Origin of the sequence: Nocardia sp. CA-084685, assembly GCF_050955785.1 — a bacterium.
Lineage (GTDB): Bacteria > Actinomycetota > Actinomycetes > Mycobacteriales > Mycobacteriaceae > Nocardia.
On the sequence record NZ_CP192094.1, the window covers coordinates 963,358 to 985,783 of the forward strand.

Annotated in this window: 25 protein-coding genes; 21 read left to right on the plus strand and 4 right to left on the minus strand. The window is 64.8% G+C overall.

Going from position 1 to position 22,426, the window contains the following annotated elements; translation table 11 throughout:
- Window positions 1-74 precede the first annotated feature (74 nt).
- On the plus strand, window positions 75-1,322 hold the full coding sequence (locus ACQP2U_RS04050) for a TetR/AcrR family transcriptional regulator (RefSeq protein WP_433713462.1): 1,248 nt from the start codon (window positions 75-77) through the stop codon (window positions 1,320-1,322).
- 559 nt (window positions 1,323-1,881) lie between these two features.
- Here ACQP2U_RS04050 and ACQP2U_RS04055 read toward each other — a convergent pair.
- Window positions 1,882-3,402 (minus strand): aldehyde dehydrogenase family protein, encoded by a 1,521-nt coding sequence (locus tag ACQP2U_RS04055; RefSeq protein WP_433716365.1) that lies wholly within the window; start codon window positions 3,400-3,402, stop codon window positions 1,882-1,884.
- A gap of 398 nt (window positions 3,403-3,800) precedes the next feature.
- On the opposite strand from ACQP2U_RS04055, the gene ACQP2U_RS04060 reads away from it, so the two are divergent.
- The 3 genes from ACQP2U_RS04060 to ACQP2U_RS04070 are packed head-to-tail and all read left to right on the plus strand — an operon-like array spanning window position 3,801 to window position 6,474.
- Window positions 3,801-4,805 (plus strand): ATP-binding cassette domain-containing protein, encoded by a 1,005-nt coding sequence (locus tag ACQP2U_RS04060; RefSeq protein WP_433713463.1) that lies wholly within the window; start codon window positions 3,801-3,803, stop codon window positions 4,803-4,805.
- 35 nt (window positions 4,806-4,840) lie between these two features.
- The gene (locus tag ACQP2U_RS04065) at window positions 4,841-5,623 is read left to right on the plus strand and encodes an ABC transporter permease (protein ID WP_433716366.1); all 783 of its coding nucleotides are present in this window, start codon (window positions 4,841-4,843) and stop codon (window positions 5,621-5,623) included.
- Complete coding sequence (locus tag ACQP2U_RS04070; RefSeq protein ID WP_433713464.1) at window positions 5,620-6,474, plus strand: ABC transporter permease; 855 nt, start codon at window positions 5,620-5,622, stop codon at window positions 6,472-6,474. The genes ACQP2U_RS04065 and ACQP2U_RS04070 overlap by 4 nt, the downstream gene beginning before the upstream one ends.
- Window positions 6,475-6,480: 6 nt before the next feature.
- Here ACQP2U_RS04070 and ACQP2U_RS04075 read toward each other — a convergent pair whose 3' ends face one another.
- Window positions 6,481-7,674: a lycopene cyclase family protein gene (locus tag ACQP2U_RS04075; RefSeq protein ID WP_433713465.1), complete on the minus strand. Its 1,194-nt coding sequence runs from the start codon at window positions 7,672-7,674 to the stop codon at window positions 6,481-6,483.
- 172 nt (window positions 7,675-7,846) lie between these two features.
- Window positions 7,847-8,323 (minus strand): hotdog fold domain-containing protein, encoded by a 477-nt coding sequence (locus ACQP2U_RS04080; RefSeq protein ID WP_433713466.1) that lies wholly within the window; start codon window positions 8,321-8,323, stop codon window positions 7,847-7,849.
- A 649-nt stretch (window positions 8,324-8,972) separates the two neighbouring features.
- Here ACQP2U_RS04080 and rpsJ point away from each other — a divergent pair.
- The 11 genes from rpsJ to rpsQ are packed head-to-tail and all read left to right on the plus strand — an operon-like array spanning window position 8,973 to window position 14,243.
- Window positions 8,973-9,278, plus strand: coding sequence for a 30S ribosomal protein S10 (rpsJ, locus tag ACQP2U_RS04085; protein WP_003938093.1), 306 nt, complete (start codon window positions 8,973-8,975; stop codon window positions 9,276-9,278).
- A gap of 14 nt (window positions 9,279-9,292) precedes the next feature.
- A complete protein-coding gene (gene rplC / locus ACQP2U_RS04090) occupies window positions 9,293-9,958 on the plus strand; it encodes a 50S ribosomal protein L3 (RefSeq protein WP_040686545.1) in 666 nt (221 codons plus the stop codon).
- On the plus strand, window positions 9,955-10,629 hold the full coding sequence (gene rplD, locus ACQP2U_RS04095) for a 50S ribosomal protein L4 (protein ID WP_397031397.1): 675 nt from the start codon (window positions 9,955-9,957) through the stop codon (window positions 10,627-10,629). The genes rplC and rplD overlap by 4 nt, the downstream gene beginning before the upstream one ends.
- Entirely contained in the window at window positions 10,626-10,931 is a 306-nt protein-coding gene (gene rplW / locus ACQP2U_RS04100) for a 50S ribosomal protein L23 (RefSeq protein WP_040686547.1), read from the plus strand. The genes rplD and rplW overlap by 4 nt, the downstream gene beginning before the upstream one ends.
- Window positions 10,932-10,964: 33 nt before the next feature.
- Complete coding sequence (rplB, locus tag ACQP2U_RS04105; protein WP_433713467.1) at window positions 10,965-11,801, plus strand: 50S ribosomal protein L2; 837 nt, start codon at window positions 10,965-10,967, stop codon at window positions 11,799-11,801.
- 15 nt (window positions 11,802-11,816) lie between these two features.
- Window positions 11,817-12,098, plus strand: a complete 282-nt coding sequence (rpsS, locus tag ACQP2U_RS04110) for a 30S ribosomal protein S19 (RefSeq protein WP_040686549.1) — start codon at window positions 11,817-11,819, stop codon at window positions 12,096-12,098.
- Window positions 12,095-12,496 (plus strand): 50S ribosomal protein L22, encoded by a 402-nt coding sequence (gene rplV, locus ACQP2U_RS04115; RefSeq protein ID WP_364355561.1) that lies wholly within the window; start codon window positions 12,095-12,097, stop codon window positions 12,494-12,496. The genes rpsS and rplV overlap by 4 nt, the downstream gene beginning before the upstream one ends.
- Window positions 12,497-13,306: a 30S ribosomal protein S3 gene (gene rpsC / locus ACQP2U_RS04120; RefSeq protein ID WP_040686551.1), complete on the plus strand. Its 810-nt coding sequence runs from the start codon at window positions 12,497-12,499 to the stop codon at window positions 13,304-13,306. It abuts the gene before it with no gap.
- Between the two features lie 3 nt (window positions 13,307-13,309).
- A complete protein-coding gene (gene rplP / locus ACQP2U_RS04125) occupies window positions 13,310-13,726 on the plus strand; it encodes a 50S ribosomal protein L16 (RefSeq protein WP_433713468.1) in 417 nt (138 codons plus the stop codon).
- The gene (rpmC, locus tag ACQP2U_RS04130) at window positions 13,726-13,965 is read left to right on the plus strand and encodes a 50S ribosomal protein L29 (protein ID WP_040686552.1); all 240 of its coding nucleotides are present in this window, start codon (window positions 13,726-13,728) and stop codon (window positions 13,963-13,965) included. The genes rplP and rpmC overlap by 1 nt, the downstream gene beginning before the upstream one ends.
- Window positions 13,962-14,243 (plus strand): 30S ribosomal protein S17, encoded by a 282-nt coding sequence (rpsQ, locus tag ACQP2U_RS04135; RefSeq protein ID WP_040686553.1) that lies wholly within the window; start codon window positions 13,962-13,964, stop codon window positions 14,241-14,243. Before rpmC ends, rpsQ begins: the two co-directional genes overlap by 4 nt.
- Before the next feature lie 84 nt (window positions 14,244-14,327).
- Here rpsQ and ACQP2U_RS04140 read toward each other — a convergent pair whose 3' ends face one another.
- Window positions 14,328-14,843: a hypothetical protein gene (locus ACQP2U_RS04140; RefSeq protein WP_433713469.1), complete on the minus strand. Its 516-nt coding sequence runs from the start codon at window positions 14,841-14,843 to the stop codon at window positions 14,328-14,330.
- 87 nt (window positions 14,844-14,930) lie between these two features.
- Here ACQP2U_RS04140 and ACQP2U_RS04145 point away from each other — a divergent pair, with 87 nt between their 5' ends.
- The 6 genes from ACQP2U_RS04145 (at window position 14,931) to ACQP2U_RS04170 (ending at window position 22,379) form a co-directional block, all read left to right on the plus strand.
- On the plus strand, window positions 14,931-16,142 hold the full coding sequence (locus tag ACQP2U_RS04145; RefSeq protein WP_433713470.1) for a helix-turn-helix domain-containing protein: 1,212 nt from the start codon (window positions 14,931-14,933) through the stop codon (window positions 16,140-16,142).
- Window positions 16,143-16,146: 4 nt separating this feature from the next.
- Window positions 16,147-16,611 (plus strand): NUDIX domain-containing protein, encoded by a 465-nt coding sequence (locus tag ACQP2U_RS04150; RefSeq protein ID WP_433713471.1) that lies wholly within the window; start codon window positions 16,147-16,149, stop codon window positions 16,609-16,611.
- Window positions 16,612-17,165: 554 nt separating this feature from the next.
- Window positions 17,166-18,365, plus strand: a complete 1,200-nt coding sequence (locus ACQP2U_RS04155; protein WP_433713473.1) for an MFS transporter — start codon at window positions 17,166-17,168, stop codon at window positions 18,363-18,365.
- 184 nt (window positions 18,366-18,549) lie between these two features.
- Complete coding sequence (locus tag ACQP2U_RS04160) at window positions 18,550-18,969, plus strand: EXLDI protein (RefSeq protein ID WP_433713474.1); 420 nt, start codon at window positions 18,550-18,552, stop codon at window positions 18,967-18,969.
- 41 nt (window positions 18,970-19,010) lie between these two features.
- Window positions 19,011-21,182, plus strand: a complete 2,172-nt coding sequence (locus tag ACQP2U_RS04165) for an MMPL family transporter (RefSeq protein ID WP_433713475.1) — start codon at window positions 19,011-19,013, stop codon at window positions 21,180-21,182.
- A 705-nt stretch (window positions 21,183-21,887) separates the two neighbouring features.
- Entirely contained in the window at window positions 21,888-22,379 is a 492-nt protein-coding gene (locus tag ACQP2U_RS04170) for an alpha/beta fold hydrolase (RefSeq protein WP_433713476.1), read from the plus strand.
- Window positions 22,380-22,426: the final 47 nt, after the last annotated feature.

Here is a 22,426-nt window from a genome sequence, read left to right on the forward strand (position 1 = left end):
GCGAATTGTGGTTAACTTAGGTTGAATTGTCCGGCGCTGTCAACCAGCGGCGCCGCACCGGAACGGAGAGCTGGATGGTCGCGGATCGCAGCGAGATCGGTCTCGCTTCCGCGCGGCCTGACACGGGTGCGAACAGGACGGGAGCGGAGCCCGCCCAGACGGTGCGGCGGCGCCCGAAGGATCGCAAGGTCCAGATCACCCGGGCCGCCGCGCGCGCGTTCAGCGAACGCGGGTACTACCCGGTCGGCGTCGACGAGATCGCCGCGGAGGTCGGCATCTCGGGGCCCGCGCTGTATCGCCACTTCGCGAACAAGTACGCGCTGCTGGTCGCGGCCGCCGAAGAAGGTGCCTCGCACCTGCTGAAGATCGCGCGCGCAGCCGACGATCCGAATCTGGAACCGGGACCCAGGCTCGACGCCCTGATCAAGGCGATCAGCGAACACACCATCGATATTCGTCGCGAGGCCGGACTGTACCGCTGGGAGCGGCGCTACCTCGAGGCCGAGGACCGCGCCCGGATCAGGAAGGTCTACGACGCGCTCAACGCGACGCTCGCCGAACCGATCGGACAGCTGCGTCCCACCGCACCCCCCGCCGACGTGGCAATGCTCGCCGCCGGGGTGCTCAGCGCGATCGCCAGCATCTCCTCACATCGCACCACGCTCGCCACCGCCCGGCTGATGCCGCTGCTGCGCGAGATGAGCTGGTCGATCCTGCGCGCGGAACTGCCGCCCGCCCCGACCGAGCCAGCACCCGGACCGGCCACCCGTGGCCTGCCGGTCACCTCGAAACGCGAACAGCTGCTCACCGAGGCGATCCGGATCTTCGGTCGCCAGGGGTATCACGAGGCCAGCATCGAGGAAATCGGCGCGGCCGTCGGCATCAACGCCTCCAGCGTCTACCGGTACTTCACCAGCAAGGCCGACCTGCTCGCCGCCGCCTTCCACCGCACCGGCGACCGGGTGGCCATCGCGATCACCGAGGCGCTGGCCGAGGCCACCAGCCGTCCGGACGCGGTCCGGCGCATCGCCTACCGCCAGGCCCGACTGACCTTCTCGATGCCGGAGATCATGCCGGTCTACTACGCCGAATTCAGTAATCTGCCGCAGGCCGAACAGCACAAGCTGCGCGCCATCCAGCGACAGAACGTGCTGGAGTGGGCCAACCTGCTCGACGGCGACTCGGTGGAGGCGCGCTTCCGCGTGCACGCCGCCATCGCCCAGGTGATCGACGTGGGCCGGTTGACCAAATTCGACCCCCGCCCCGAACAGCTGGCCCGAGTCTGCGCCCTGATGGAGGCCGTCCTTCTAGGCTGTGTCTAATGGCAGCGCCTTCGGCGCTGCGTGTTCGCGGCCCCCTGGTGTCTCGCGTCCGAGCCGTCGAGACTGGCGACTTCGTCGCATGCGCTTCGACGGCTCGGACGCGAGACGGGCCGCGAACGTCGCTCGTAAGACTCGCTCCGTTGTGGTTGCGGAGGTGGGGTCTGTCGGCACTTGATGCGCGCGGGGTCTCGTGTTTGCGGCGTATGCGCTTTGACGGCTTGGACGTGAGATGGGCCGCGAACGTCGCTCGTAAGACTCGCTCCGTTGTGGTTGCGGAGGTGGGGTCTGTCGGCACTTGATGCGCGCGGGGTCTCGTGTTTGCGGCGTATGCGCTTTGACGGCTTGGACGTGAGATGGGCCGCGAACGTCGCTCGTAAGACTCGCTCCGTTGTGGTTGCGGAGGTGGGGTCTGTCGGCACTTGATGCGCGCGGGGTCTCGTGTTTGCGGCGTATGCGCTTTGACGGCTTGGACGTGAGATGGGCCGCGAACTCCTCGCTCGTAAGGCTCGCTCCGTGGTGGCTCCGGATGGAGCGATCCGGTGCGGCTTCAGGCTCGGCTTCAGCGGCCGTGGCGCATTCGGAAGATTGCTTTGGCCGTGCGTAGATGTCGAGAGTGCCGGTCGAAGGTGGACAGATTCACCGGCGCTCGATACCGCTTGCGCGCGATCGCCAGTGTCCGGCTGAACTCGCGCAGTCCCTGGTCGCCGTGATGGTGTCCCTGCCCGTATTCGCCGACCCCGCCGAAGGGCAGCGCCGGAATTCCGGCGTATGTGGTCGAAGAATTGATGGTCACAACGCCGACCCGCAGTTGTTCGGCGAAGGATTCTATGCCGTGTACATCGCGGGTGAACACCGACACCGCGACGCCATTGCCGACGGCGTTGATCCGCTGCGCCGCCTCGTCCATATTCGCGACCCGGTTGACGATCAGTACTGGCCCGATGCCCTCGCCGGTGATCGCGACGCTCTCCTCCGGCACCTCGGCCAGGACGATCGGTTCGATATAGGGGTCGCGAATCGAATCCAGCCCGCCGACCACCGCGCGCCCACCCCTGGCCACCGCGTCGCGCACTTGCTTGCGCACCACATCGACTTGCGATTCCAGAATCATCGGACCGTAGGACGCGCGCTTATCCGCACCGGGCCGCAGCCGCCGCGCCTGTTCGACCACCAGGTCCAGGAATCGGTCGTAGACGGAGTTGGCGACATAGGCCCGCTGGATGCCGGTGGAGTTCTGGCCCGCATTGGCCATAGCGCCGAATACCGCGGCCTCAGCGGCCTCGGCGAGTTTGGCGTCGACGTGAACCACCATGGTGCCCTTGCCGTTCCGCTCGACCACCACCGGCGTCAAGGTCTGCGCGCACAGCGTGATCACCTCGCGCGAACCCGCATCCGAACCGGCGTAGGCGATCTTGTCGACCTTGGCCCGACACAGCGCCGCGGTGGTGCTGTGATCCCCGGTAACGACCTGTAGCACAGGCTGATTCGGCGCGAGTTTGTTCCAGCTGTCGGCCAGCCAGACCCCGACCCCGGTGGTGAGCTCATCGGGTTTGAACACCACGGCATTGCCCGCGGCCATCGCGTAGGCGATCGAACCCATCGGTGTGAAGACGGGGTTGTTCCACGGCCCGAGCACGCCGACCACGCCGAGCGGCAGGTAGCCGACCGAGGCGTGCTGATTGCGGGTCAGCCAGGTGGAGCCGAGCTTGCGCCGATCCAGTACGCGCGCGGCATTGCGGGCCGCCCAATCCAGATTCTCGACGGCGAGCATCACCTCGATTGCCGCGTCCGCCTCCGGTTTTCCGGTTTCCTCGCACAGGATTTCCACCAACTCGCCTGCGCGCCTGGCGATACTGCGTTTCCAATCCAGTAGCCAGCGTTTGCGGGCGCTGAATCCCAGCTCGGCCCACCATTTTTCGGCGGAGCGTGCGGCGCGCACGGTGCGGTTGATTTCGCCCGCACCCATCACGGCATAGTTGCCGACGATTTCGCCGGTGCGCGGGTCATAGGACGTCAGCACGTTCGGTCGGCCCGATCCTCCCGTATGCGCTGCCAGCCTCGGCTGCGCGGTCTCGGCCATGGTCACCTCTTGCAGGGTCGATCCGCCGCAGGCCGTCGAACGATTGACGAAACGGCGCTGCCGCAAACGAGTGAGTGCGTTTTCCCCGTCTAGCAGACTATGGGCGCCGCGACGGCCGGACAAGGTGTCGCTACCGCCCCTACGCTGCCCCTGAAGGGCCGCCACCAGCGACGTTCTCCGGTCGAGTGGATCGGCGGAGAGAAATGTGAGTAAGGACACACTTAGGTCGCAGTTTGCTGGGTATGGCGCGGTCTGCCGTGTGCGGATGGCTCTGCCGGTAACATCACGCTTGGCGGCAGGGATCACCAACCGGGACGAATTCATGCCCACACTCTTGGCGACCCGCGGTCGCCGCCCAGGCCCCGCGAACGCCGCCGATCAGACACAGTGGAGAGTTGATGCCGAGCTTGAACCAAGCGGATTCGCATACCGGCGAGCCACCACCCATCGATGGTGGTGACGCCGCGGTCGCGGTTGCGGATGTCCGGAAGTCATTCGGCGATGTGCACGCGCTGCAGGGCATCAGCTTCACTGCCGCGCGGGCGAGTGTGCTCGGCATCCTCGGGCCCAACGGTGCGGGCAAGACCACCATGGTCAAAGTGCTGTCGACCCTGCTGCGCCCGGACTCCGGCACCGCCGTGGTGGCGGGCCACGATGTGCTGAAGGATCCGGCGGGTGTGCGCCGCTCGATCATGATGACCGGCCAGTACGCCGCGCTGGACGAAAACCTCTCCGGCCGGGAGAACCTGGAATTGTTCGGCCGACTGATGGGCCTGGGCAAATCGGCGGCCCGCAAGCGCGCCGACACCCTGCTCGAGGAATTCGACCTGGTACACGCGGGCCGTCGCGCGGTGCGCCACTACTCCGGCGGTATGCGTCGTCGGGTCGATATCGCCTGCGGCCTTGTGGTGCGGCCGGAGGTGGTCTTCCTCGACGAGCCGACCACCGGTCTGGATCCGCGCAGCCGCCAGGGCGTGTGGGATCTGGTGACCGCGCTGAAGAATCAGGGCATCACGGTGCTGCTCACCACGCAGTACCTCGAGGAAGCCGATGTGCTCAGCGACAACATCATCGTCATCGATAAGGGCACGGTGATCGCCGAGGGCACCGCCGACGAACTCAAGGAGAAGACCGGCGGCAGCTATTGCGAGGTTGTGCCGCTGGTTCCGGGTCAGCTCGGCAAAGCCGCCAGCGCGCTCGGCGATCTGGTGCCCGCCGCCGTACTCGCCGACCTCGATGGCGGCGATCGGATTTCGATTCCCGCCCCCGACGGCGCGGCCACGCTGTCGGAGGCATTGCGCAGGCTCGACACCGCCGGGATCCAATTGGCCGATATCGCGCTGCGCAGGCCCTCGCTCGACGATGTCTTCCTCTCCATCACCGGTCATTCGGGCGGCCACTAGTGAGTTCCACTACCGTCGAGCGGGCCGATTCGGCACTGCTCTTCGCTGAGCTGCCCGTGGCCAGAATCTCTTACTTCGCGCAGTGGCGGGCGCTGGCCGGACGCATTGTGCGAACGATGGCCGTCAAGGGCGAGTTGATCGTCGCGATGATCACCCCACTGGTATTCACCCTTGGCTTCTATCTGCCGCTGCGATTCGTCATGAAGTTCCAGGGCATCGACTACGCCCAGTTCGTCATGCCGATCATTGTGCTGCAGACCATGGCGTTCACGATGATGTCGAATGCGCAGTTGTCCGCATACGAGGCGCTGACCGGTCTGAGCACGCGACTACAGACGATGCCGATCGGCACGCTCGTGCCGTTGAGCGCGCGCATCGGCGCGGGCCTGGTGCGCTCGCTGACGGCGCTGACCGCGGCGATCATCTTCGGCTACATGATCGGCTTCCGCTTCATCGCCGGACTCGGTCAGGCCGTACTGTTCTGTGTGTTCTCGATCGCGGTCGGTACCGTGCTCGCCCTCGGCGCGGACGCGCTCGGCAGCCTGACAAAGAGTCCGGAATCGCTGAGTCAGGCATTGACGCTGCCCACCTTGATCTTCGGCATGCTGTCCTGCGGGTTCGTCCCGGAACGCAGTTTTCCGATGTGGATCCGGCCGTTCGTGCGCAATCAGCCGATCTCCCAGTTCTCCTTCGCGCTGCGCGATATGGCCCATGACGGAGTGAGCTGGGATGTGCTGTGGGTGCCGCTGACCTGGCTGGGCGGTATGGCGATCGTCTTCATCCCGTTGGCGATCTGGGCGAGTGTGAGGCGGTCATGAGTTCGGTCGAGACCTTGGAGCGCACCGAGGTGGACGGATTCGACCCGCTGCCGCTGGTGGCCACGCCATCCGAGCGCGCGCTGTCGACCTGGATCGCGCACAGCCTGATCCAGTGCAAGCGGCTGCTGCTGGTGTGGGCGCGCGATCCCGCGACGACCATCCAGACGCTGATCTATCCGGCGTTGACGCTGTTCATGTTCCGCGTCGTGCTCGGCAATTCGATTACCGCGGCCACCGGTAAACCGAGCATCTACGGACAGGTCGCGCTGATCACGCTGGTCGCGGCGATGTCGGGTGCGGTGGTCAGTGCACTCGGTTTCAAGGGCGAGAAGTACACCGGACTGCTCGGTCGGTTCTGGACCATGCCGGTGCACCGGGCGGCCGGACTGACCGGCAGGCTCTTCGCCGAAGCGGTTCGCGTGCTGGTCACCACGCTGTTCGTGATCGTGGTCGGCTTCTGCCTCGGCTTCCGCTTCGGGCAGGGTCCGCTGGCGGCCATCGCGTTGATCGGCATTCCGGTGCTGTTCGGTGTCGGCTTCGCGGTGCTGGTCACGGCACTGGCGACCATTACCGAGGGCGTCATGCTGGTGAGCGTTATCGGCATCGTCAATACCCTGCTGATGTTCTTCAATTCCGGGTTCGTGCCGGTGATCGCCTATCCGATCTGGTTGCAGGACGTGGTCGCGAATCAGCCGATGAGTTGCGCCATCGATGCGATGAAGGGACTGTCCTATGGCGGTGCCGTCGCCGAGCCCCTGGTGAAGACCGTCGCCTGGGTGCTCGGGCTCATCGTCGTGTTCGCGTATCCCGCGATCCGCGGCTATCAGCGCGCCGCCGAAACCGGCGCCTGATCTTCGTCAGCGGATCCGTCGCTCTTCGCGGTCGGCTGCGGCGAAGTCGAAACCGACCCACCGGTTTCGATTCGTCCAGCCGACCAGGTCGTAGCGCCAGCGGAACGGCCAGGTGCGGGCGACCGTATTGAACAGGACCGCGCCGAGAACGGTGTAATCGTCGTGGGCGGAGAGCAGGGCGCGCTGGCCGCGGGGCGAGGCGCTGAAGAAGGCGTCGAACATGGAAATGGACTGGCCGGTGGTCAGGCGGCCCATGCCCCATAGGCCGCGCAAGCGCATCCAGTACACCAGCCGGGCCTGCCATGGCCAGAGTTCGGCAATGGGGTCGCGGCCTTGTCGCAGGGCTGCGACGGCGGTGTCGACCAGGGCCAGCGAATCGGCGACGCTGTAGCCGGTGCAGGGATGCATCATGCCGCCGCGGGAGCCGAACGGAATCGCCTGGGCGGTGCCCTTTTTCGGCGGTGGCTGATCCAGTGGGTAGTGCGCGGCCTCGGTCGGTTCGGCACCGGTGAGTCGAATACCATGTGCCGCAAGGCGGTTCAGCGTGCGTCTGCGCAACTCGTGCTGCGGCATGCCGCCGCGCAGGCCGAGGCTGGTCTCCTCGAAGATCACCGTGCCGTCACCGAGCGGAACGGAATAGAGGAACGACGGCGGCTCGTCGGGTCCGGCGCCGTTCTCCGGACGCCAATCGAGTAGCAGTCCCTCACTCTCGGTCACCATGGGCGCGGCGGATTCGGCATCGACGAAGATGCCGTGCGCGCTGGCCGCGCGGCGCTGTCCCGGCGCCGGGAGCCCGCGGGTATCGAAAACCGTTGCGGCCCTGAGGATCGTGCCGTCCGCGAGCTCCACCTCGTTGGCCTCGACGCGAGTGGCCCGCCCGGCGACGACGGTGGCATCGTCGAGCGCTAGTGCAGCGCGCAGCCCCGTCTTCGAGAGTACGCAGTAGGGGCGGTCGATTCGGTGCTCGGACTTCGTCCAGACCGTCGGCTTCGGAATGCGTGTGGCAATAACGCTCGACGGCAACCATTGCGGCAGCTCATCGATCCAGCAGGAGAAGGTGGGCGTCCAGAGCCGCTCCGGCCGCGGATCGACGGCGGCGACGCGGAACCCGGCCAGCATCGCCCGATGCGCCAGCGCCCGACCGGTCGGTCCGAGACCGACCACGCAGAGGTCGAATTCCCGGACCGCCCCGTCACTCATGTTCCGCATTCAATCCGCTCCGTCCTTTCGCGCGCAACACTGCTCCCCGCCGGTGCGGCCAACCGCACACTCCGCATGTGACCTGCACAACCGCGATAAAGGGTCGCGCGTTGGGTGTGCGCACGTCACTGCGCAGAGGCTGTCGCCTGCCTCGGGACTCTGGCGCGCTCACCTACTTGGGGGTGATCCAGGTGGTGATGTCGGCGTGCACGACCTCGAGACCGTGCTTGTCGTAGATGGAGACCGGCACAGTCAGCTCCTGTCCCTCGGTGATCCGGGCGAAGTCGGGCACCTCGGACAGTTCGGCCACCGCGCGCAGACCGGTCTCGGCCTTGGCCAGGTACTGCACATTCATGGCCTTGGGAATCCAGCGGTGGGTATCGGGCACCGTTGCCTCGCTCAACATGCCCATTGCCACCTCGGCCAGATTGCAGGCCGCGATCGCGTGAAAGGTACCCAGGTGGTTGTGGATGCCGAACCACTTGGGCGAGGTCACCTCGCACAGTCCGGGTTCCAACCGCACGACGCTCGGCAGCACCGTGCCGAAGTAGGGCACCCGGGCCACCATGCCCAGCGAGAACAGGGTGTGCCCCAGCCGGTTGTCCGGCAGCTTGTTCCAGATCCGATGAGTCGCGGTCGGTTTCGTCATGGCTCTATCTTACTCAGAAGTAAGTTTGCCAGCGGCCGTCGCGGATAGCCAATGGGGAAATCTGTTGGTGCCGGTCTCATCGCATTCGTCGTCCTGATCGCCCTCGGTCGCCGGTGGCGGCGTCCGGTGTCGTCGGCGACTAGGATGGGCGCGCCCGGGATTCATGTCCTGACCTGCTGAGGAGTTGTTGGCAGGGGGCGGATTTGAAGTCGCCAACGCGGTCGGGCATACTGTTCGGGTTGCCTTGCACCGGGTCATGCCGTTCGGCGGTTGTGGCGGGTGGTGAGGCGAGCAACACCCAATCGTGTACCTCGCTGGACATCCAGCGTGGGTGCGTCCGGGACAACGTTCCAGGCCAGGTGAAGTTACGAACCGGGGCCGAGGAATGAGCGGAGGGGCGACACGCCCGACCGCGTGGACCGGAGAACCATGACAGATGAACAGCGGCGAGGATCGGGCGGTGCCCGGTCGCGGTCTCACTGTGTTGGATCTTGCCCGAGCGGGGGCCCTGCGTAATTGCGCAGGCTGCCACCTCCGGGCCTGACTGACCGGGCTGGGACGTCTTCGTGTGTTCGGGCTGTGCAATTGAAGGTGGTTCGGAAGCCGGCTTCCGGACCACGAACGATAAGCGGAGAAAAGGACACTTAGCGTGGCGGGACAGAAGATCCGCATCAGGCTCAAGGCCTATGACCATGAAGCGATCGACGCGTCCGCGCGCAAGATCGTGGAGACGGTGACCCGCACCGGGGCCCGTGTGGTCGGGCCGGTGCCGTTGCCGACCGAAAAGAACGTGTACTGCGTCATCCGTTCGCCGCACAAGTACAAGGACTCGCGCGAGCACTTCGAGATGCGGACGCACAAGCGGCTGATCGACATCCTCGACCCGACGCCGAAGACGGTTGATGCCCTCATGCGCATCGACCTGCCGGCCAGCGTCGACGTCAACATTCAGTGACGGGGACTCGAGATATGACTGACAACAAGAACAGGCCAGCGGCCGGCATCCTGGGCACCAAGCTCGGCATGACCCAGGTGTTCGACGACAAGAACCGCGTCGTCCCCGTGACCGTCATCAAGGCCGGACCGAACGTCGTTACCCAGATCCGCACCGTGGAGCGCGACGGCTACAGCGCCGTCCAGGTCGCTTTCGGCGCCATCGACCCGCGCAAGGTGAACAAGCCGGTCTCCGGTCAGTTCGCCAAGGCCGGTGTCACCCCGCGCCGCCACGTCGCCGAGATCCGGGTCGCGGACGCCTCCACCTTCGAGGTCGGCCAGGAGATCAACGCCGATGTCTTCGAAGAGGGCGCCTACGTCGACGTCACCGGCACCAGCAAGGGCAAGGGCTTCGCAGGCACCATGAAGCGCCACGGCTTCCGTGGTCAGGGCGCCTCGCACGGTGCGCAGGCAGTGCACCGTCGCCCAGGTTCCATCGGTGGTTGCGCCACCCCCGGCCGTGTGTTCAAGGGCATGCGCATGTCGGGTCGCATGGGTAACGACCGCGTCACCACGCAGAACCTCTCGGTTCACAAGGTGGACGCCGAGAACGGCCTGCTGCTCATCAAGGGCGCGATCCCCGGTCGCAAGGGCAGCGTCGTGACCGTCAAGAGCGCAGTGAAGGGTGGTGCGCACGCATGACCAGCGTCGAGAAGAAGACGAACCTGACCCTCCCGGTGAAGGAACTCGGCGGCAAGACCAACGGCACCGTCGAGCTCCCCGCGGAGATCTTCGATGCCACCGCGAACATCTCGCTGATGCACCAGGTCGTCGTCGCGCAGCTCGCTGCCGCACGCCAGGGCACGCACGCGACGAAGACGCGCGGCGAGGTCTCCGGTGGTGGCAAGAAGCCGTACCGCCAGAAGGGCACCGGTCGTGCCCGTCAGGGTTCGACCCGCGCGCCGCAGTTCGCCGGTGGTGGCACCGTGCACGGTCCGCAGCCGCGCGACTACAGCCAGCGCACCCCCAAGAAGATGATCCGCGCCGCGCTGCGTGGAGCTCTCTCGGATCGTGCGCGCAACGAGCGCATCCACGTGATCACCGAACTGGTCTCGGGTCAGAACCCGTCGACCAAGACCGCGAAGTCGTTCCTGGCCGAGCTCTCGGACCGGAAGAAGTTCCTGCTCGTCCTCGGACGTGAGGACGTCGCGGGCTGGAAGAGCGTGCAGAACCTGGAGTTCGTGCACCCGATCGCGCCGGATCAGCTCAACACCTACGACGTGCTCGAGAGCGACGAAGTGGTGTTCAGCGTCGAGGCCTTGAACGCCTTCGTGCACGGCCCCGCCGAGTCCGCACAGGAGGAGAGCAAGTGACCACGATCGCCGACCCCCGCGACATTCTGCTGGCGCCGGTCATCTCGGAGAAGTCCTACGGACTGATCGAGGAAGGTACCTACACCTTCATCGTGCACCCGGATTCCAACAAGACGCAGATCAAGATCGCCGTCGAGAAGGTCTTCGGTGTGAAGGTGACCAGCGTCAACACCGCCAACCGTCAGGGCAAGCGCAAGCGGACCCGCTTCGGTTACGGCAAGCGCAAGGACACCAAGCGCGCGCTCGTGACCATCTCGGCCGACAGCAAGCCCATCGAGATCTTCGGAGGCCCGGTCGCGTAAGCGCCTGGGAATCCAGAAAGCAGAGAAGAACTCATGGCAATCCGTAAGTACAAGCCGACTACGCCGGGCCGTCGTGGCTCCAGCGTCTCGGACTTCGCTGAGATCACTCGGTCGACCCCCGAGAAGTCGCTGATCCGCCCGCTGCACAGCAAGGGTGGCCGCAACGCTCACGGTCGCATCACCACCCGCCACCGCGGTGGCGGCCACAAGCGTGCCTACCGTCTGATCGACTTCCGTCGCCTGGACAAGGACGGCATCCCGGCCAAGGTCGCCCACATCGAGTACGACCCGAACCGCACCGCCAACATCGCGCTGCTGCACTACGTGGACGGCGAGAAGCGCTACATCCTGGCGCCGAAGGGTATCCAGCAGGGCACCCCGATCGAGTCCGGCCCGACGGCCGACATCAAGCCGGGCAACAACCTGCCGCTGCGCAACATCCCGACCGGTACCACGATCCACAACGTGGAGCTGCGTCCGGGTGGTGGCGCCAAGATGGCCCGTGCCGCCGGCATGAGCATCCAGTTGCTCGGTAAGGAAGGCCCCTACGCCACGCTGCGTATGCCCTCCGGTGAGATCCGTCGCGTCGACGTGCGCTGCCGCGCCACCGTCGGCGAGGTCGGCAATGCCGAACAGTCGAACATCAACTGGGGTAAGGCCGGCCGCATGCGCTGGAAGGGTCGCCGCCCCACGGTCCGTGGTGTCGTGATGAACCCGGTCGACCACCCGCATGGTGGTGGTGAAGGCAAGACCTCCGGTGGTCGCCACCCGGTCTCGCCGTGGGGTCAGCCGGAAGGCCGCACCCGCAAGCCCAACCGTCCGAGCGACAAGCTCATCGTCCGCCGTCGCAAGACCGGCAAGAAGCGCTGAAGGAGGAGGTAAGAAATGCCACGCAGCCTCAAGAAGGGCCCGTTCGTCGACGACCACCTCCTCGCGAAGGTGGACGTTCAGAACGAAAAGGGCAGCAAGCAGGTCATCAAGACCTGGTCCCGTCGTTCGACCATCATCCCCGATTTCATCGGTCACACCTTCGCTGTCCACGACGGCCGCAAGCATGTGCCGGTGTTCGTCTCGGAGTCCATGGTCGGCCACAAGCTGGGTGAGTTCGCGCCCACCCGGACGTTCAAGAGCCACGTCAAGGAAGATCGGAAGAGCAAGCGGCGATGACCACTGAGACTCAGAATCCGACTGCGCGCGCGACCGCCAAGCACGTTCGCGTCACCCCGATGAAGGCTCGCCGTGTCGTGGACCTGGTCCGCGGCAAGCGGGTCGAGGACGCCCTCGCGATCCTGAAGTTCGCGCCCCAGGCCGCGAGCGAGCCGGTCGCCAAGGTCGTGGCCAGCGCCGCGGCGAATGCCGAGAACAACCTCGGCCTGAATCCGTCGACCCTGGTGATCTCGACCGCCTACGTCGACGAGGGCGCGACCATGAAGCGTTTCCAGCCGCGAGCCCAGGGCCGCGCGTTCCGGATCCGCAAGCGCACCAGCCACATCACCATCGAGGTCGAGAGCGTGCCCACCGCCGGTGGATCCACTCGTAACCGCCGGAAGGGAGGGGCAAAGTAAATGGGACAGAAAATCAACCCCCATGGCTTCCGCCTCGGTATCACCACCGACTGGAAGTCGCGTTGGTACGCGGACAAGCAATACGCGGACTACGTGAAGGAAGACGTCGCCATCCGCAAGCTCCTGGCCACTGGCATGGAGCGGGCGGGCATCTCCAAGGTGGAGATCGAGCGCACCCGTGACCGGGTTCGCGTCGACATCCACACCGCGCGTCCTGGCATCGTCATCGGTCGCCGCGGCGCCGAGGCCGATCGCATTCGCGCCGAGCTGGAGAAGCTCACCAAGAAGCAGGTGCAGCTGAACATCCTCGAGGTCAAGAACCCCGAGTCGGATGCGCAGCTCGTCGCCCAGGGCGTGGCCGAGCAGCTGTCCAACCGTGTGGCGTTCCGTCGCGCGATGCGCAAGGCGATCCAGTCGGCCATGCGTTCGCCGAACGTCAAGGGCATCCGTGTGCAGTGCTCGGGCCGCCTCGGCGGCGCCGAAATGTCGCGCTCGGAGTTCTACCGTGAGGGTCGCGTCCCGCTGCACACGCTGCGCGCGGACATCGACTACGGCCTCTACGAGGCCAAGACCACCTTCGGTCGCATCGGCGTGAAGGTCTGGATCTACAAGGGCGACATCGTCGGTGGCAAGCGTGAGGTCACGGCCGCGGCCGCGCCCGCCGCTGGTGACCGCCGCGAGCGTCGGGAGCGGCCGAGCCGCCCGCGTCGGTCCGGTTCCGCAGGCACCACCGCGACCAGCACCGAGGCCGGTCGTGCCGGCGCTGCTACCGCGGTTGCCGACGCCCCGGCAGAAACACAGGAGGGCTGACGCATGTTGATGCCACGGAAGGTCAAGCACCGGAAGCAGCATCACCCGAGCCGCAGCGGCATGGCCAAGGGCGGCACTTCGGTCGCGTTCGGTGAATTCGGCATCCAGGCTCTCGAGCCCGCCTACGTCACCAACCGGCAGATCGAGTCCGCGCGTATCGCGATGACCCGCCACATCAAGCGTGGCGGCAAGATCTGGATCAACATCTACCCGGATCGCCCGCTCACCAAGAAGCCGGCCGAAACCCGCATGGGTTCCGGTAAGGGCTCGCCGGAGTGGTGGGTCGCGAACGTCAAGCCCGGACGCGTGATGTTCGAAATGAGTTACCCCAACGAGGAGACCGCTCGTGAGGCCCTGCGCCGCGCGATGCACAAGCTCCCCATGAAGTGCAGGATCGTGACCAGGGAGGAGCAGTTCTGATGGCTACCGGTACACCGGCCGCAGAGCTCCGCGAGCTCAACGAAGAGGAGCTCGTCGCCCGCCTGCGCGAGTCGAAGGAAGAGCTGTTCAATCTGCGCTTCCAGATGGCGACGGGTCAGTTGGACAACAACCGTCGCCTGCGCGTCGTGCGTCACGAGATCGCGCGCATCTACACGGTCATGCGCGAGCGTGAGCTCGGCCTGGCCTCGGCACCCGCTGGCAAGGGAGATGCGGCATGAGTGAAGAGAAAGTGACCCCCGAGGTCAAGCGCGGCACCCGCAAGGTCCGCATCGGCTACGTGGTCTCGGACAAGATGAACAAGACCATCGTGGTCGAGCTGGAAGACCGCACGCGGCACAAGCTCTACGGCAAGATCATTCGCTCCACCACCAAGGTGAAGGCGCATGACGAGAACGAGATCGCCGGTGTCGGCGACCGCGTCCAGCTGATGGAGACCCGCCCGCTGTCGGCCACCAAGCACTGGCGGTTGGTCGAGGTCCTGGAGAAGGCCAAGTAAGTCTTTCCGGCGGAAAAGCGAAGGCCCGCTTCCCATTTCTTGGGAAGCGGGCCTTTTTCATATCTCCTCAGCGGTTCGGATTATTCACCCGGTCCACGATGAAGCCGGTCGGTCGCTTCGATCCGAAATTGCTGCCAGCGTAGTGCTGATGACGGTCGAAAGCATCGGCATCGATTGGTCGCGGTCCGGTGGATTGATCCAGTGCGCGCCCTCACGGGTCCAGCGTCCGAGGCTGGTCGGGATCATCAGCGCGCTGCCGACCACGGGCACACAAATGTTTTTGCGCGCCAGCAGTTCCAGGACTTGACGGCCGGGGGCGTAGTCCACGGCCGCCACGAAAGTCCAGCGAATCTGCCGCGCCAGCAGTGGGCCGAGAGTGCCCTGCCGTAGCAATGAAATCCGGACTTTTTCGGCCAATAGCTTGGGTATGTGGACGATGCCCAAATGGTTCGTCACCGGCAACATGACGTAACCGCCACGTTCCTCGGCGGGGAGATGAAACTGTTGGCGGTAGTAGTCCGCCCAATCGACGACGTTCTCGAGTCCCTCGGTGTCCACGGTGGCCTTGTCCCGTTCGGCACTGATGTCGTTGGTTTGCAAGTAGCCTGAGGCCAGATCAGCTGTATGCCCGGAATATCTTTCCGGGATCGTTGCCCAGCCGAGTCGGAAGATTGTGTTGTGCGCGGAATGTCCCAGAACCTCACTATCGGTGAGCGGGTGTCTTGGTACCGACGGCGTCGCGGTATGTCCCAAGACGTGCTAGCCGGACTTGTCGGGCGGACAGACGATTGGATGAGCAAGGTCGAAAACAATCGGATTCCACTGGACCGTTTGTCGGTAATCCGCCTACTCGCAGACGCATTGGATGTTTCGCTGGGCGACCTGATCGGTGATCCGAGCCTGTTGGAGTGGACCATCGACAGTGGGACCTCGACTATTCCCGCACTCCGGGCCGCGTTGATGGACTACAGCCATTTGATGCCCGAACTGATGCCGCCCGATCGTGATCCGGACGCATTGCAGCTGCCGACCCTCGAACTAGAGCTTTGTGGTGTCTTCGATGCGTACCAGGATGCCAAGTTCGCATTCGTCGCGGGTCGATTGCCCAGCCTGTTGTCTGCTGCTCTGACCGTCGCCCGGCGAGATGGGGAAGCACAGGGGTTTCGGCTGTTGGCGCTGTGCTATCAGGTCGCGGCCTCTGTTTTGACCAAACTCGGTGAAACGGATTTGGCTTGGAACGCCGCCGAACGGGGTCTCGTGGCGGCGCAGCGGACCGATGATCTCGCCATCGTCGGTTCCCTGATGCGATCTGTCGCCTTTACGGTCATGTCGACGGGCCGGGTGCAACCCGCTGTCGATCTGGTCGAAGCCGGAGCGGAGTACTTGCGGCCGTATCTCGGTGCGGGCCGCGACGACATGTTGTCGGTATACGGAACATTGCTTCTTGTCGGCTCGATGGCAGCCGCGCGTAGCAATCGTCGCGACACTGTGCAGGTGTTCCTGGCCGAGGCGGATGAGGCTGCGAGGAAATTAGGTGGTGATCGCAACTGCCTGTGGACGGCATTCGGACCCACCAATGTCGCGATCCATCGAGTCAATACCGCGATGGAACTCGGCGATGTGCAGATCGCGCTTCGGTTGGGTCCCGGGCTGGATACCTCCGCCCTCCCGGTGGAGCGCCGGATTCGGCACCAACTCGAACTTGCTCGCGCATTCAATCTGGCTGGCCGTCAACAGGATTCGGTATCGGCTCTACTCGACGCCGAGCGGGCGGCACCGGAACAAGTTCGCCACCATTACCTCAGTCGACAACTCGTACTCACCTGGATGCGCAATGCGCACGGCAGTCCTTCGTTCGTTTTGCAAGCCTTGGCCCAACGAATGCACGTCGTGAGGTGAACCAATGACCGACGAAGACAATCATTTTGCGCGCGCACGGCTGGCGGCGGGAGCGCTTTTCGTGCGCGGCGACGAGCTTTTCTTGGTGCACAAGACGTACGGCAGTGGTTGGGATATACCCGGCGGTTATGTGGAGCCGGGGGAGTCGCCAGGCGCGGCCTGTCGTCGCGAGATTCGCGAAGAACTCGGAATCGACCGTGGCCCAAAGCAATTGCTTGTTCACGATTGGGCGCCTACCGAAACCGACGGCGACAAAATTCTCTACATTTTCGATTGCGGCGAGCTCGGATCCGATGAGCAAGCCATCACGCTGCAGGAGACCGAACTCGACCAGTGGGCCTGGGTGTCATTGTCGAAACTCGATGACTATCTCATTCCGCGACTCGCTCGCCGACTACGCCAAGCGCATATCGCGCATTCCACGAGCCGCACCGCCTACCTCGAACACGGCGCGCCCGCCCCACAGTGACCGACCTGACTAATGCCACGTCCAGATAGGTTGCCGCGCTATCACTTCCGGCTCATTCGCCGAGCGCGGTCGAAACGCGGCGCGGCACGCCCCGCAGGCAACGCCATATGACTGCGCTCGACGGATCTCAGTTGCCTCAGAAGCTATCTGGACTCGGGCACTAGCCTCGAGAGGGTGCTCGCGATCGATAGTGATCGACCTGAACCAGTGCCCGTCCAGATAGGTTGCCGCGCTATCAGTTCCGGCTTTCGTCGAGCGCGGTCGAAACGCGGCGCGGCACGCCCCGCAGGCAACGCCATATGACTGCGCTCGACGGATCTCAGTTGCCTCAGAAGCTATCTGGACTCGGGCACTAGCCTCGAGCGGGTGCTCGCGATCGATATCCGAGGCGGAAAAGATTCACTCGCTGGGCGGAATCTCGACGGATCCGTACTTCGGTTGAAGCGACCTGCTGAATAGTTCGAGAGCTGCCTGTCACATGGCGGGGGCGCGTAGCTCGGCTCGTGGGATTAATCGGTGGCGTGGTGGTGGACAGGCGTGCGACGCTCGGTCGCGTGCGATCCTATCGGGAGGTGCTGGCGAACTCGGCGTTGCGCAATGTGCTGCTGCTGGGGGTGCTGGTTCGGATTCCGGTGTTCGCCGGGTCGGTAGTGCTCGCACTGCATGTCGTGCAGACATTGCACGGGTCGTATGGACAGGCGGGGGCGCTGAGCTCGATTGTCACGCTGTGTGTTGCGGCGAGTGGGCCCTGGCGCGGGCGGATGCTGGATCGGTTCGGGTTGCGGCGCACGATCCTGCCCTCGATCGTGGTCGGAGCGGTGTGCTGGTCGATCGCGCCGTTCGTCGGGTACGCGGCGCTGTTGGTGCTCGCGGCGATCGCAGGGCTTTTCGATATTCCGATCTTCACGGTGGTGCGGCAGGCCGTGATCGCGGCGACCAGCGAACAGACCCGCCAACCGGCGCTGGCGCTGGAGTCGGTGTCGGTGGAGACGGCATTCATGGTGGGACCGGTGCTCGGCGTTGCCGCCGCGACCGTATGGTCGACGACGCTGACCCTGTTCGCGATGCAGATGGCGCTGGTCTTCGCGGGAGTCTTTCTGTGGGTGCGCGATCCGCCGCTGCGCTCCGCTGAGCAGGGTGGGCATGACAAGGCCGAGGTCGCGGCGGTACCGCGGCGCGAATGGTTCCGGCTGGAGTTCGTCGCGCTGTGCGTCGGCGCGGGTGTGGCGATCGCGGTGCTCGCGGGTTCGGAATTGACCTTCGTCTCGGCTATTCGCGAGTTCGGCGCGCAGCAATGGCTCGGTGGGGTCATGGCGGTCTGGGGTTTCGGTTCGCTCGTCGGTGGTCTCGTGTACGGCGCGCTGCGCCGATCCATTTCGACGTATGTGCTGCTCGCTGGACTCGGCGTCGCCACCATTCCGATGTGCTTCGCCGTCGGTCCGCTATCGCTCGGCGTGGCCGGGCTCCTCGCCGGAGCGCTATGTGCGCCAACACTTGTCGCATCTATCGACCAGTTGAGCCGGATCGTCCCCGAGGGCGGGCGCGGCGAGGCGATCGGCTGGCACGCCGCCGCGATGACGTTCGGCAACGGCATCGGCAGTTCCCTCTGTGGCGTCGCCATCGACGCGGGCGGATTCCCGGCCGGATTCGCGCTGGCCGCGGTACTCGGACTCGGACTCGGGATCGGGCTGGCGTTGCTGGTCAAGGTAGTGCGGAACGTTGAGCGGGAAGGGCGGCCCGTCGGGATTTGCTGAAGTCGGCCGATCCGAGGGCTTGCGTTATACGTATACATCTACTTATAGTGATTTCCGACAGAAGCTGACGAGCCTGCTCGAGGCAACCCGAAAACATCAGATCAAGTCATCGCGGCGGACCGAATCGGGTCCGCTGGCGTCGATCTCATGCTTTATTGCATATCTATTTATGAGACGGGGAATTATGAACGCGAATCCGCATACACCGGTCGATATCGATAAGAGCGCATCGGATATGCGCGATGTGCTGCTCAAAACCGGTCCCGGCGGCCTGCGCAGCCAGCGTTTCGTCGGGCGAAAGCTCGGTGAGGCAAGGGAATTCACCAAGGCGGGCATCGCGGTGATCCGGGTCTACCTGAGCCGCAAGGGCAAATACGTGGTGCACCGGCAGCAGGCCGACTGGATGGATTTCGCCATCACGAACTGGGCCAAGGAGCTGAAGAACTGGCGCGAGATCTTCGATGTCGACGACCAGACCTGGGGCGACTACACGGTGGACATCGTCGATTCGGTCGAGGAACTCGCCGGACGGATTCCGGCCCGCATCTACCGCGAACTCGTCGACACCGCGGCGAGTCCGAAGATCGACGAACTCGACATCTGAGACCAGCCCGCTCGTTCGGACCTCGAAAGGACTTCTCCCACATGTTCGCTCGACTGGGCGCGATCGTTGTGCACAACCCGTGGAAGGTGATCGGTCTCTGGCTGTTCATCGTGATCGCGGTGGTGGCCTCGGCGCCGCAACTGAAATCGACCACCGACCAATCCGAATTCCTGCCATCGCATTACGAGTCGATTCAGGCGATGCAATTGCAGCAGCGGGCATTTCCGCAGCAGCAGGCACCCGCGGCGCTACTTGTCTTCGTTCGGTCGGACGGCGCACCGCTATCCGAGGCCGATTCGGCGAGCGTGACGGCGATCGCATCGAAGCTCAACGGCGACAGAATCAAGGATGTCATCGGCATCCAGGCCGCTGTGGTCTCGGAGAACCGTCTGGTGCAGGTCGCCGCCGTGCAGATGACGAAGGTGACCAATGCGGGCGATACGACGCAGACCGATGCGGTCGAGAAACTGCGGGACGCATTGCGCGATCAGGTGCGGGGGACGGATCTGAAGGCAGGCGTCACCGGTCAGGCGGCGCAGATGCTGGATCAGACCGAATCCGGCGAAAAGGGTATGGCCATAATCGGTATCGCGACGGTGGTGCTGATTCTGGTGCTGCTGCTGATCATCTTCCGCAGTCCGGTCATCGCGCTGCTGCCGATTGTCGTGATCGGCGCGATCTCCGGCACCGTCGGCGGTCTGATCGCCATGGTCAGCAAGGCCTTCGACCTCGAGGTCGACAGTTCGGTGAATTCCATTCTGCTGGTGGTGCTATTCGGCGTCGGCACCGATTACATCCTGTTCCTGATGTTCCGGTACCGGGAGCGACTGCGCGCCGGAGAGGATCCGAAGACCGCGATGGTCAGTGCGGTCACCAAGGTCGGCGAGGCGATCACCTCGGCGGCGGGTGCGGTCATCATCGCATTCATGGCGTTGGTCCTGTCGACGCTCGGCATGTTCCGTGCGCTCGGTCCGGCGCTGGCGATCGCGGTCGCGGTGGCGCTGGTGGCCGGACTCACGCTCGTGCCTGCCGTGGTTTCGCTGTTGGGCACCAAGGTGTTCTGGCCGTCCAAGGCGTGGCAGCAGGAGCCGAAGGGTGCGCGCTTCAGCGCGATCGGCGCGGCGATGGGTCGGCGGCCCGGTGCATTCGCGGCGGTATCCGGTGGGCTGCTGGTAGCCCTCGGTGTGTTGGCGTTCGGCTTCCATCCGACATTCGATCTGAGTTCGGGCTCAACCTCGGATTCCGCCGAATCGACGGTCTACAACAAGGAATTGCTCAAGGGCATGCCCGCCGGGGCGACCCAGCCGTCCGAGGTGCTGTTGCGTTCGGACACCGGCGCACCGCTCGACGATGAACAGCTCACCACCTACCGTGCCGTACTCGCCGCCGTGCCGGGCGTGAATCAGGTTGCGACGCCGACAGTATCGAGCGATCGACTGGCCGCCGACTTTCAGGTGACCCTCAATGGTGCGCCCGAATCGGATGCCGCGCTCGATACGGTGCGTGATCCGCTGCGTAATGCCGCGCATTCGGTGGCACCCGCAGGCACTACCGCCGCAGTGGGTGGCATCACGTCGGTGTATGTCGACTTCCAGGATGCGATGGTCCACGACTACAAGATCGTGTTCCCGGTGGCGGCGATTCTCATTATGATCGTGCTGGCGCTGCTGCTGCGCAGTCTGGTGGCGCCGTTATACCTGATGGCCTCGGTCTTCCTCGGCTTCGCCGCGACGCTCGGTGCCGCAGTGCTGGTGTTCCAGCACTTCCAGGGCAATTCCGGACTGATCTTCCACTTGCCGGTGATCATGTACCTGTTCGTGGTTGCCCTCGGTACCGACTACAACATTCTGATGGTCGCTCGGTTGCGTGAGGAGGCGCGGGCCGGAAACGAGCCGAAACAGGCTGCGGCCCTCGCGATTCGGCACACCGGCCCGACGGTCGCCGCCGCTGGTGTGATCCTGGCGGGCACCTTCGCCTCGATGATGCTCGCTGGCAATAACGTGCTGTCGCAGATGGGCTTCGCGATCTCGGTGGGCATCGCGATCGCCGCATTCGTCATGGCGATGTTCTTCACCCCAGCGGTGACGGCGCTGATCGGTCACCGGGCCTGGTGGCCGGGACATGGGGACCGGGCTTCGACCGGGGCGTCCGAAGGAAAGTCGCAGGACCCGCGCTCGGATCAGTACGCGTACTCGGATACGTACTACAACTAGGGCCCCCTCTACCGGGGAACGCCGGTAGTTCTGCCGCTGAGTGATAAGGCCGTCCGACCCGGGATATCCAAGTCGGACGGCCTTTCTCGTTGTCCTCGATGCCTAGTTGTCGCATACCCAGTGACTACCTCACTACGTCGCAACCTATGCGAGGTAGTCACTGGGTATGCGCGAGCGGGGATCGAAGGCCTTCTGCTGTCCTCGCCCTGCCGCCGCGCTGACGCTGCTATCGCGCTGACGTGGCGCTGCTATCGCGCTATCGCCATCAGCACTGCATTGTTGGCGCTGTTGTTGCTTGGCCGCAGCGGCGCGGTAATGCGAGAGTAGGGAGCACCGAACGCCGCGCAGCTGCTGCCGATCCAGATCGTTCCGAACGCTAGCTGTTTGCTCGACGGCGCGGCGACCACAGCCGCGACGCTGATGGCCTGATACCTGTCACGCGCGCAGTTCTTATGCGCGGGAGTCACTGGAGCGGGCGCAAGTTTTCGACCAGGCGTTGAGAAACCGGTTCCCCGAATGCGCTCGCGCGCGGGAGTAGCCGCCACATGATCATCGATGCCCTCGCGTCAGGGAATTGGCGGGCACGGAGGTCACCCTCGGTCTGAAGGTGAGTGGGCGCGCGATCGGGGTACGCGGACAGAACGAGACCACTCCTCGGGGCGCGGGATGGTTCGGCACGGAGCTACACCTGAGGAGGGGCACCGAATGGATACAACCCGGCATCGCTGGATCACGATCGACGGCATCGAAACGTTTTACCGCGAGGCGGGCCCGTCCGACGGGCCGGTAGTGCTGCTGCCGCACGGATACCCGTCGTCCTCGTTCGGGTTCCGCAATCTGATGCCCGCGCTGGTCGATCGCTGGCGCACGCTCGCGCCCGACCTGCCCGGCTTCGGCTACAGCGACGCTCCGGAGGATTTTGCGTATACCTTCGACGGATATTCGGAATTCCTGCGCCGCTTCACTGAAGTGCTCGAGCTGTCCGAATATGTGATCTACCTGCACGACTACGGTTCTCAGTTCGGGCTGCGGTTGGCGATCTCGGCGCCGGAACGCGTGCGCGGGATGATCGTGCAGAATGGCGACATCTACGAAGACCAACACGGCCCGAAATACGCACCGCTGAAACGGTTCTGGACCCAGGTTCGCAAAATGGCAACCGTGGTACAGCACGTCACTTCGGCAATCCACCGGTGACCACGAGCGGCAGCGGCAGGCCGTGCCCGTCGACCCCGACATGAGTC

Bases quoted from the DNA above. Each gene is read 5' to 3' on its own strand.
- ACQP2U_RS04080 (WP_433713466.1), bottom strand. From the start codon at position 8,323: ATGACGAAACCGACCGCGACTCATCGGATCTGGAACAAGCTGCCGGAC.
- rpsS (WP_040686549.1), top strand. From the start codon at position 11,817: ATGCCACGCAGCCTCAAGAAGGGCCCGTTCGTCGACGACCACCTCCTC.
- rplC (WP_040686545.1), top strand. From the start codon at position 9,293: ATGACTGACAACAAGAACAGGCCAGCGGCCGGCATCCTGGGCACCAAG.
- ACQP2U_RS04150 (WP_433713471.1), top strand. From the start codon at position 16,147: ATGACCGACGAAGACAATCATTTTGCGCGCGCACGGCTGGCGGCGGGA.
- ACQP2U_RS04055 (WP_433716365.1), bottom strand. From the start codon at position 3,402: ATGGCCGAGACCGCGCAGCCGAGGCTGGCAGCGCATACGGGAGGATCG.
- ACQP2U_RS04160 (WP_433713474.1), top strand. From the start codon at position 18,550: ATGAACGCGAATCCGCATACACCGGTCGATATCGATAAGAGCGCATCG.
- ACQP2U_RS04145 (WP_433713470.1), top strand. From the start codon at position 14,931: ATGTCCCAGAACCTCACTATCGGTGAGCGGGTGTCTTGGTACCGACGG.
- rplD (WP_397031397.1), top strand. From the start codon at position 9,955: ATGACCAGCGTCGAGAAGAAGACGAACCTGACCCTCCCGGTGAAGGAA.
- ACQP2U_RS04060 (WP_433713463.1), top strand. From the start codon at position 3,801: ATGCCGAGCTTGAACCAAGCGGATTCGCATACCGGCGAGCCACCACCC.
- ACQP2U_RS04170 (WP_433713476.1), top strand. From the start codon at position 21,888: ATGGATACAACCCGGCATCGCTGGATCACGATCGACGGCATCGAAACG.
- ACQP2U_RS04070 (WP_433713464.1), top strand. From the start codon at position 5,620: ATGAGTTCGGTCGAGACCTTGGAGCGCACCGAGGTGGACGGATTCGAC.
- rplV (WP_364355561.1), top strand. From the start codon at position 12,095: ATGACCACTGAGACTCAGAATCCGACTGCGCGCGCGACCGCCAAGCAC.
- rplB (WP_433713467.1), top strand. From the start codon at position 10,965: ATGGCAATCCGTAAGTACAAGCCGACTACGCCGGGCCGTCGTGGCTCC.
- ACQP2U_RS04075 (WP_433713465.1), bottom strand. From the start codon at position 7,674: ATGAGTGACGGGGCGGTCCGGGAATTCGACCTCTGCGTGGTCGGTCTC.
- rpmC (WP_040686552.1), top strand. From the start codon at position 13,726: ATGGCTACCGGTACACCGGCCGCAGAGCTCCGCGAGCTCAACGAAGAG.
- rpsQ (WP_040686553.1), top strand. From the start codon at position 13,962: ATGAGTGAAGAGAAAGTGACCCCCGAGGTCAAGCGCGGCACCCGCAAG.
- rplP (WP_433713468.1), top strand. From the start codon at position 13,310: ATGTTGATGCCACGGAAGGTCAAGCACCGGAAGCAGCATCACCCGAGC.
- rpsC (WP_040686551.1), top strand. From the start codon at position 12,497: ATGGGACAGAAAATCAACCCCCATGGCTTCCGCCTCGGTATCACCACC.
- ACQP2U_RS04165 (WP_433713475.1), top strand. From the start codon at position 19,011: ATGTTCGCTCGACTGGGCGCGATCGTTGTGCACAACCCGTGGAAGGTG.
- ACQP2U_RS04050 (WP_433713462.1), top strand. From the start codon at position 75: ATGGTCGCGGATCGCAGCGAGATCGGTCTCGCTTCCGCGCGGCCTGAC.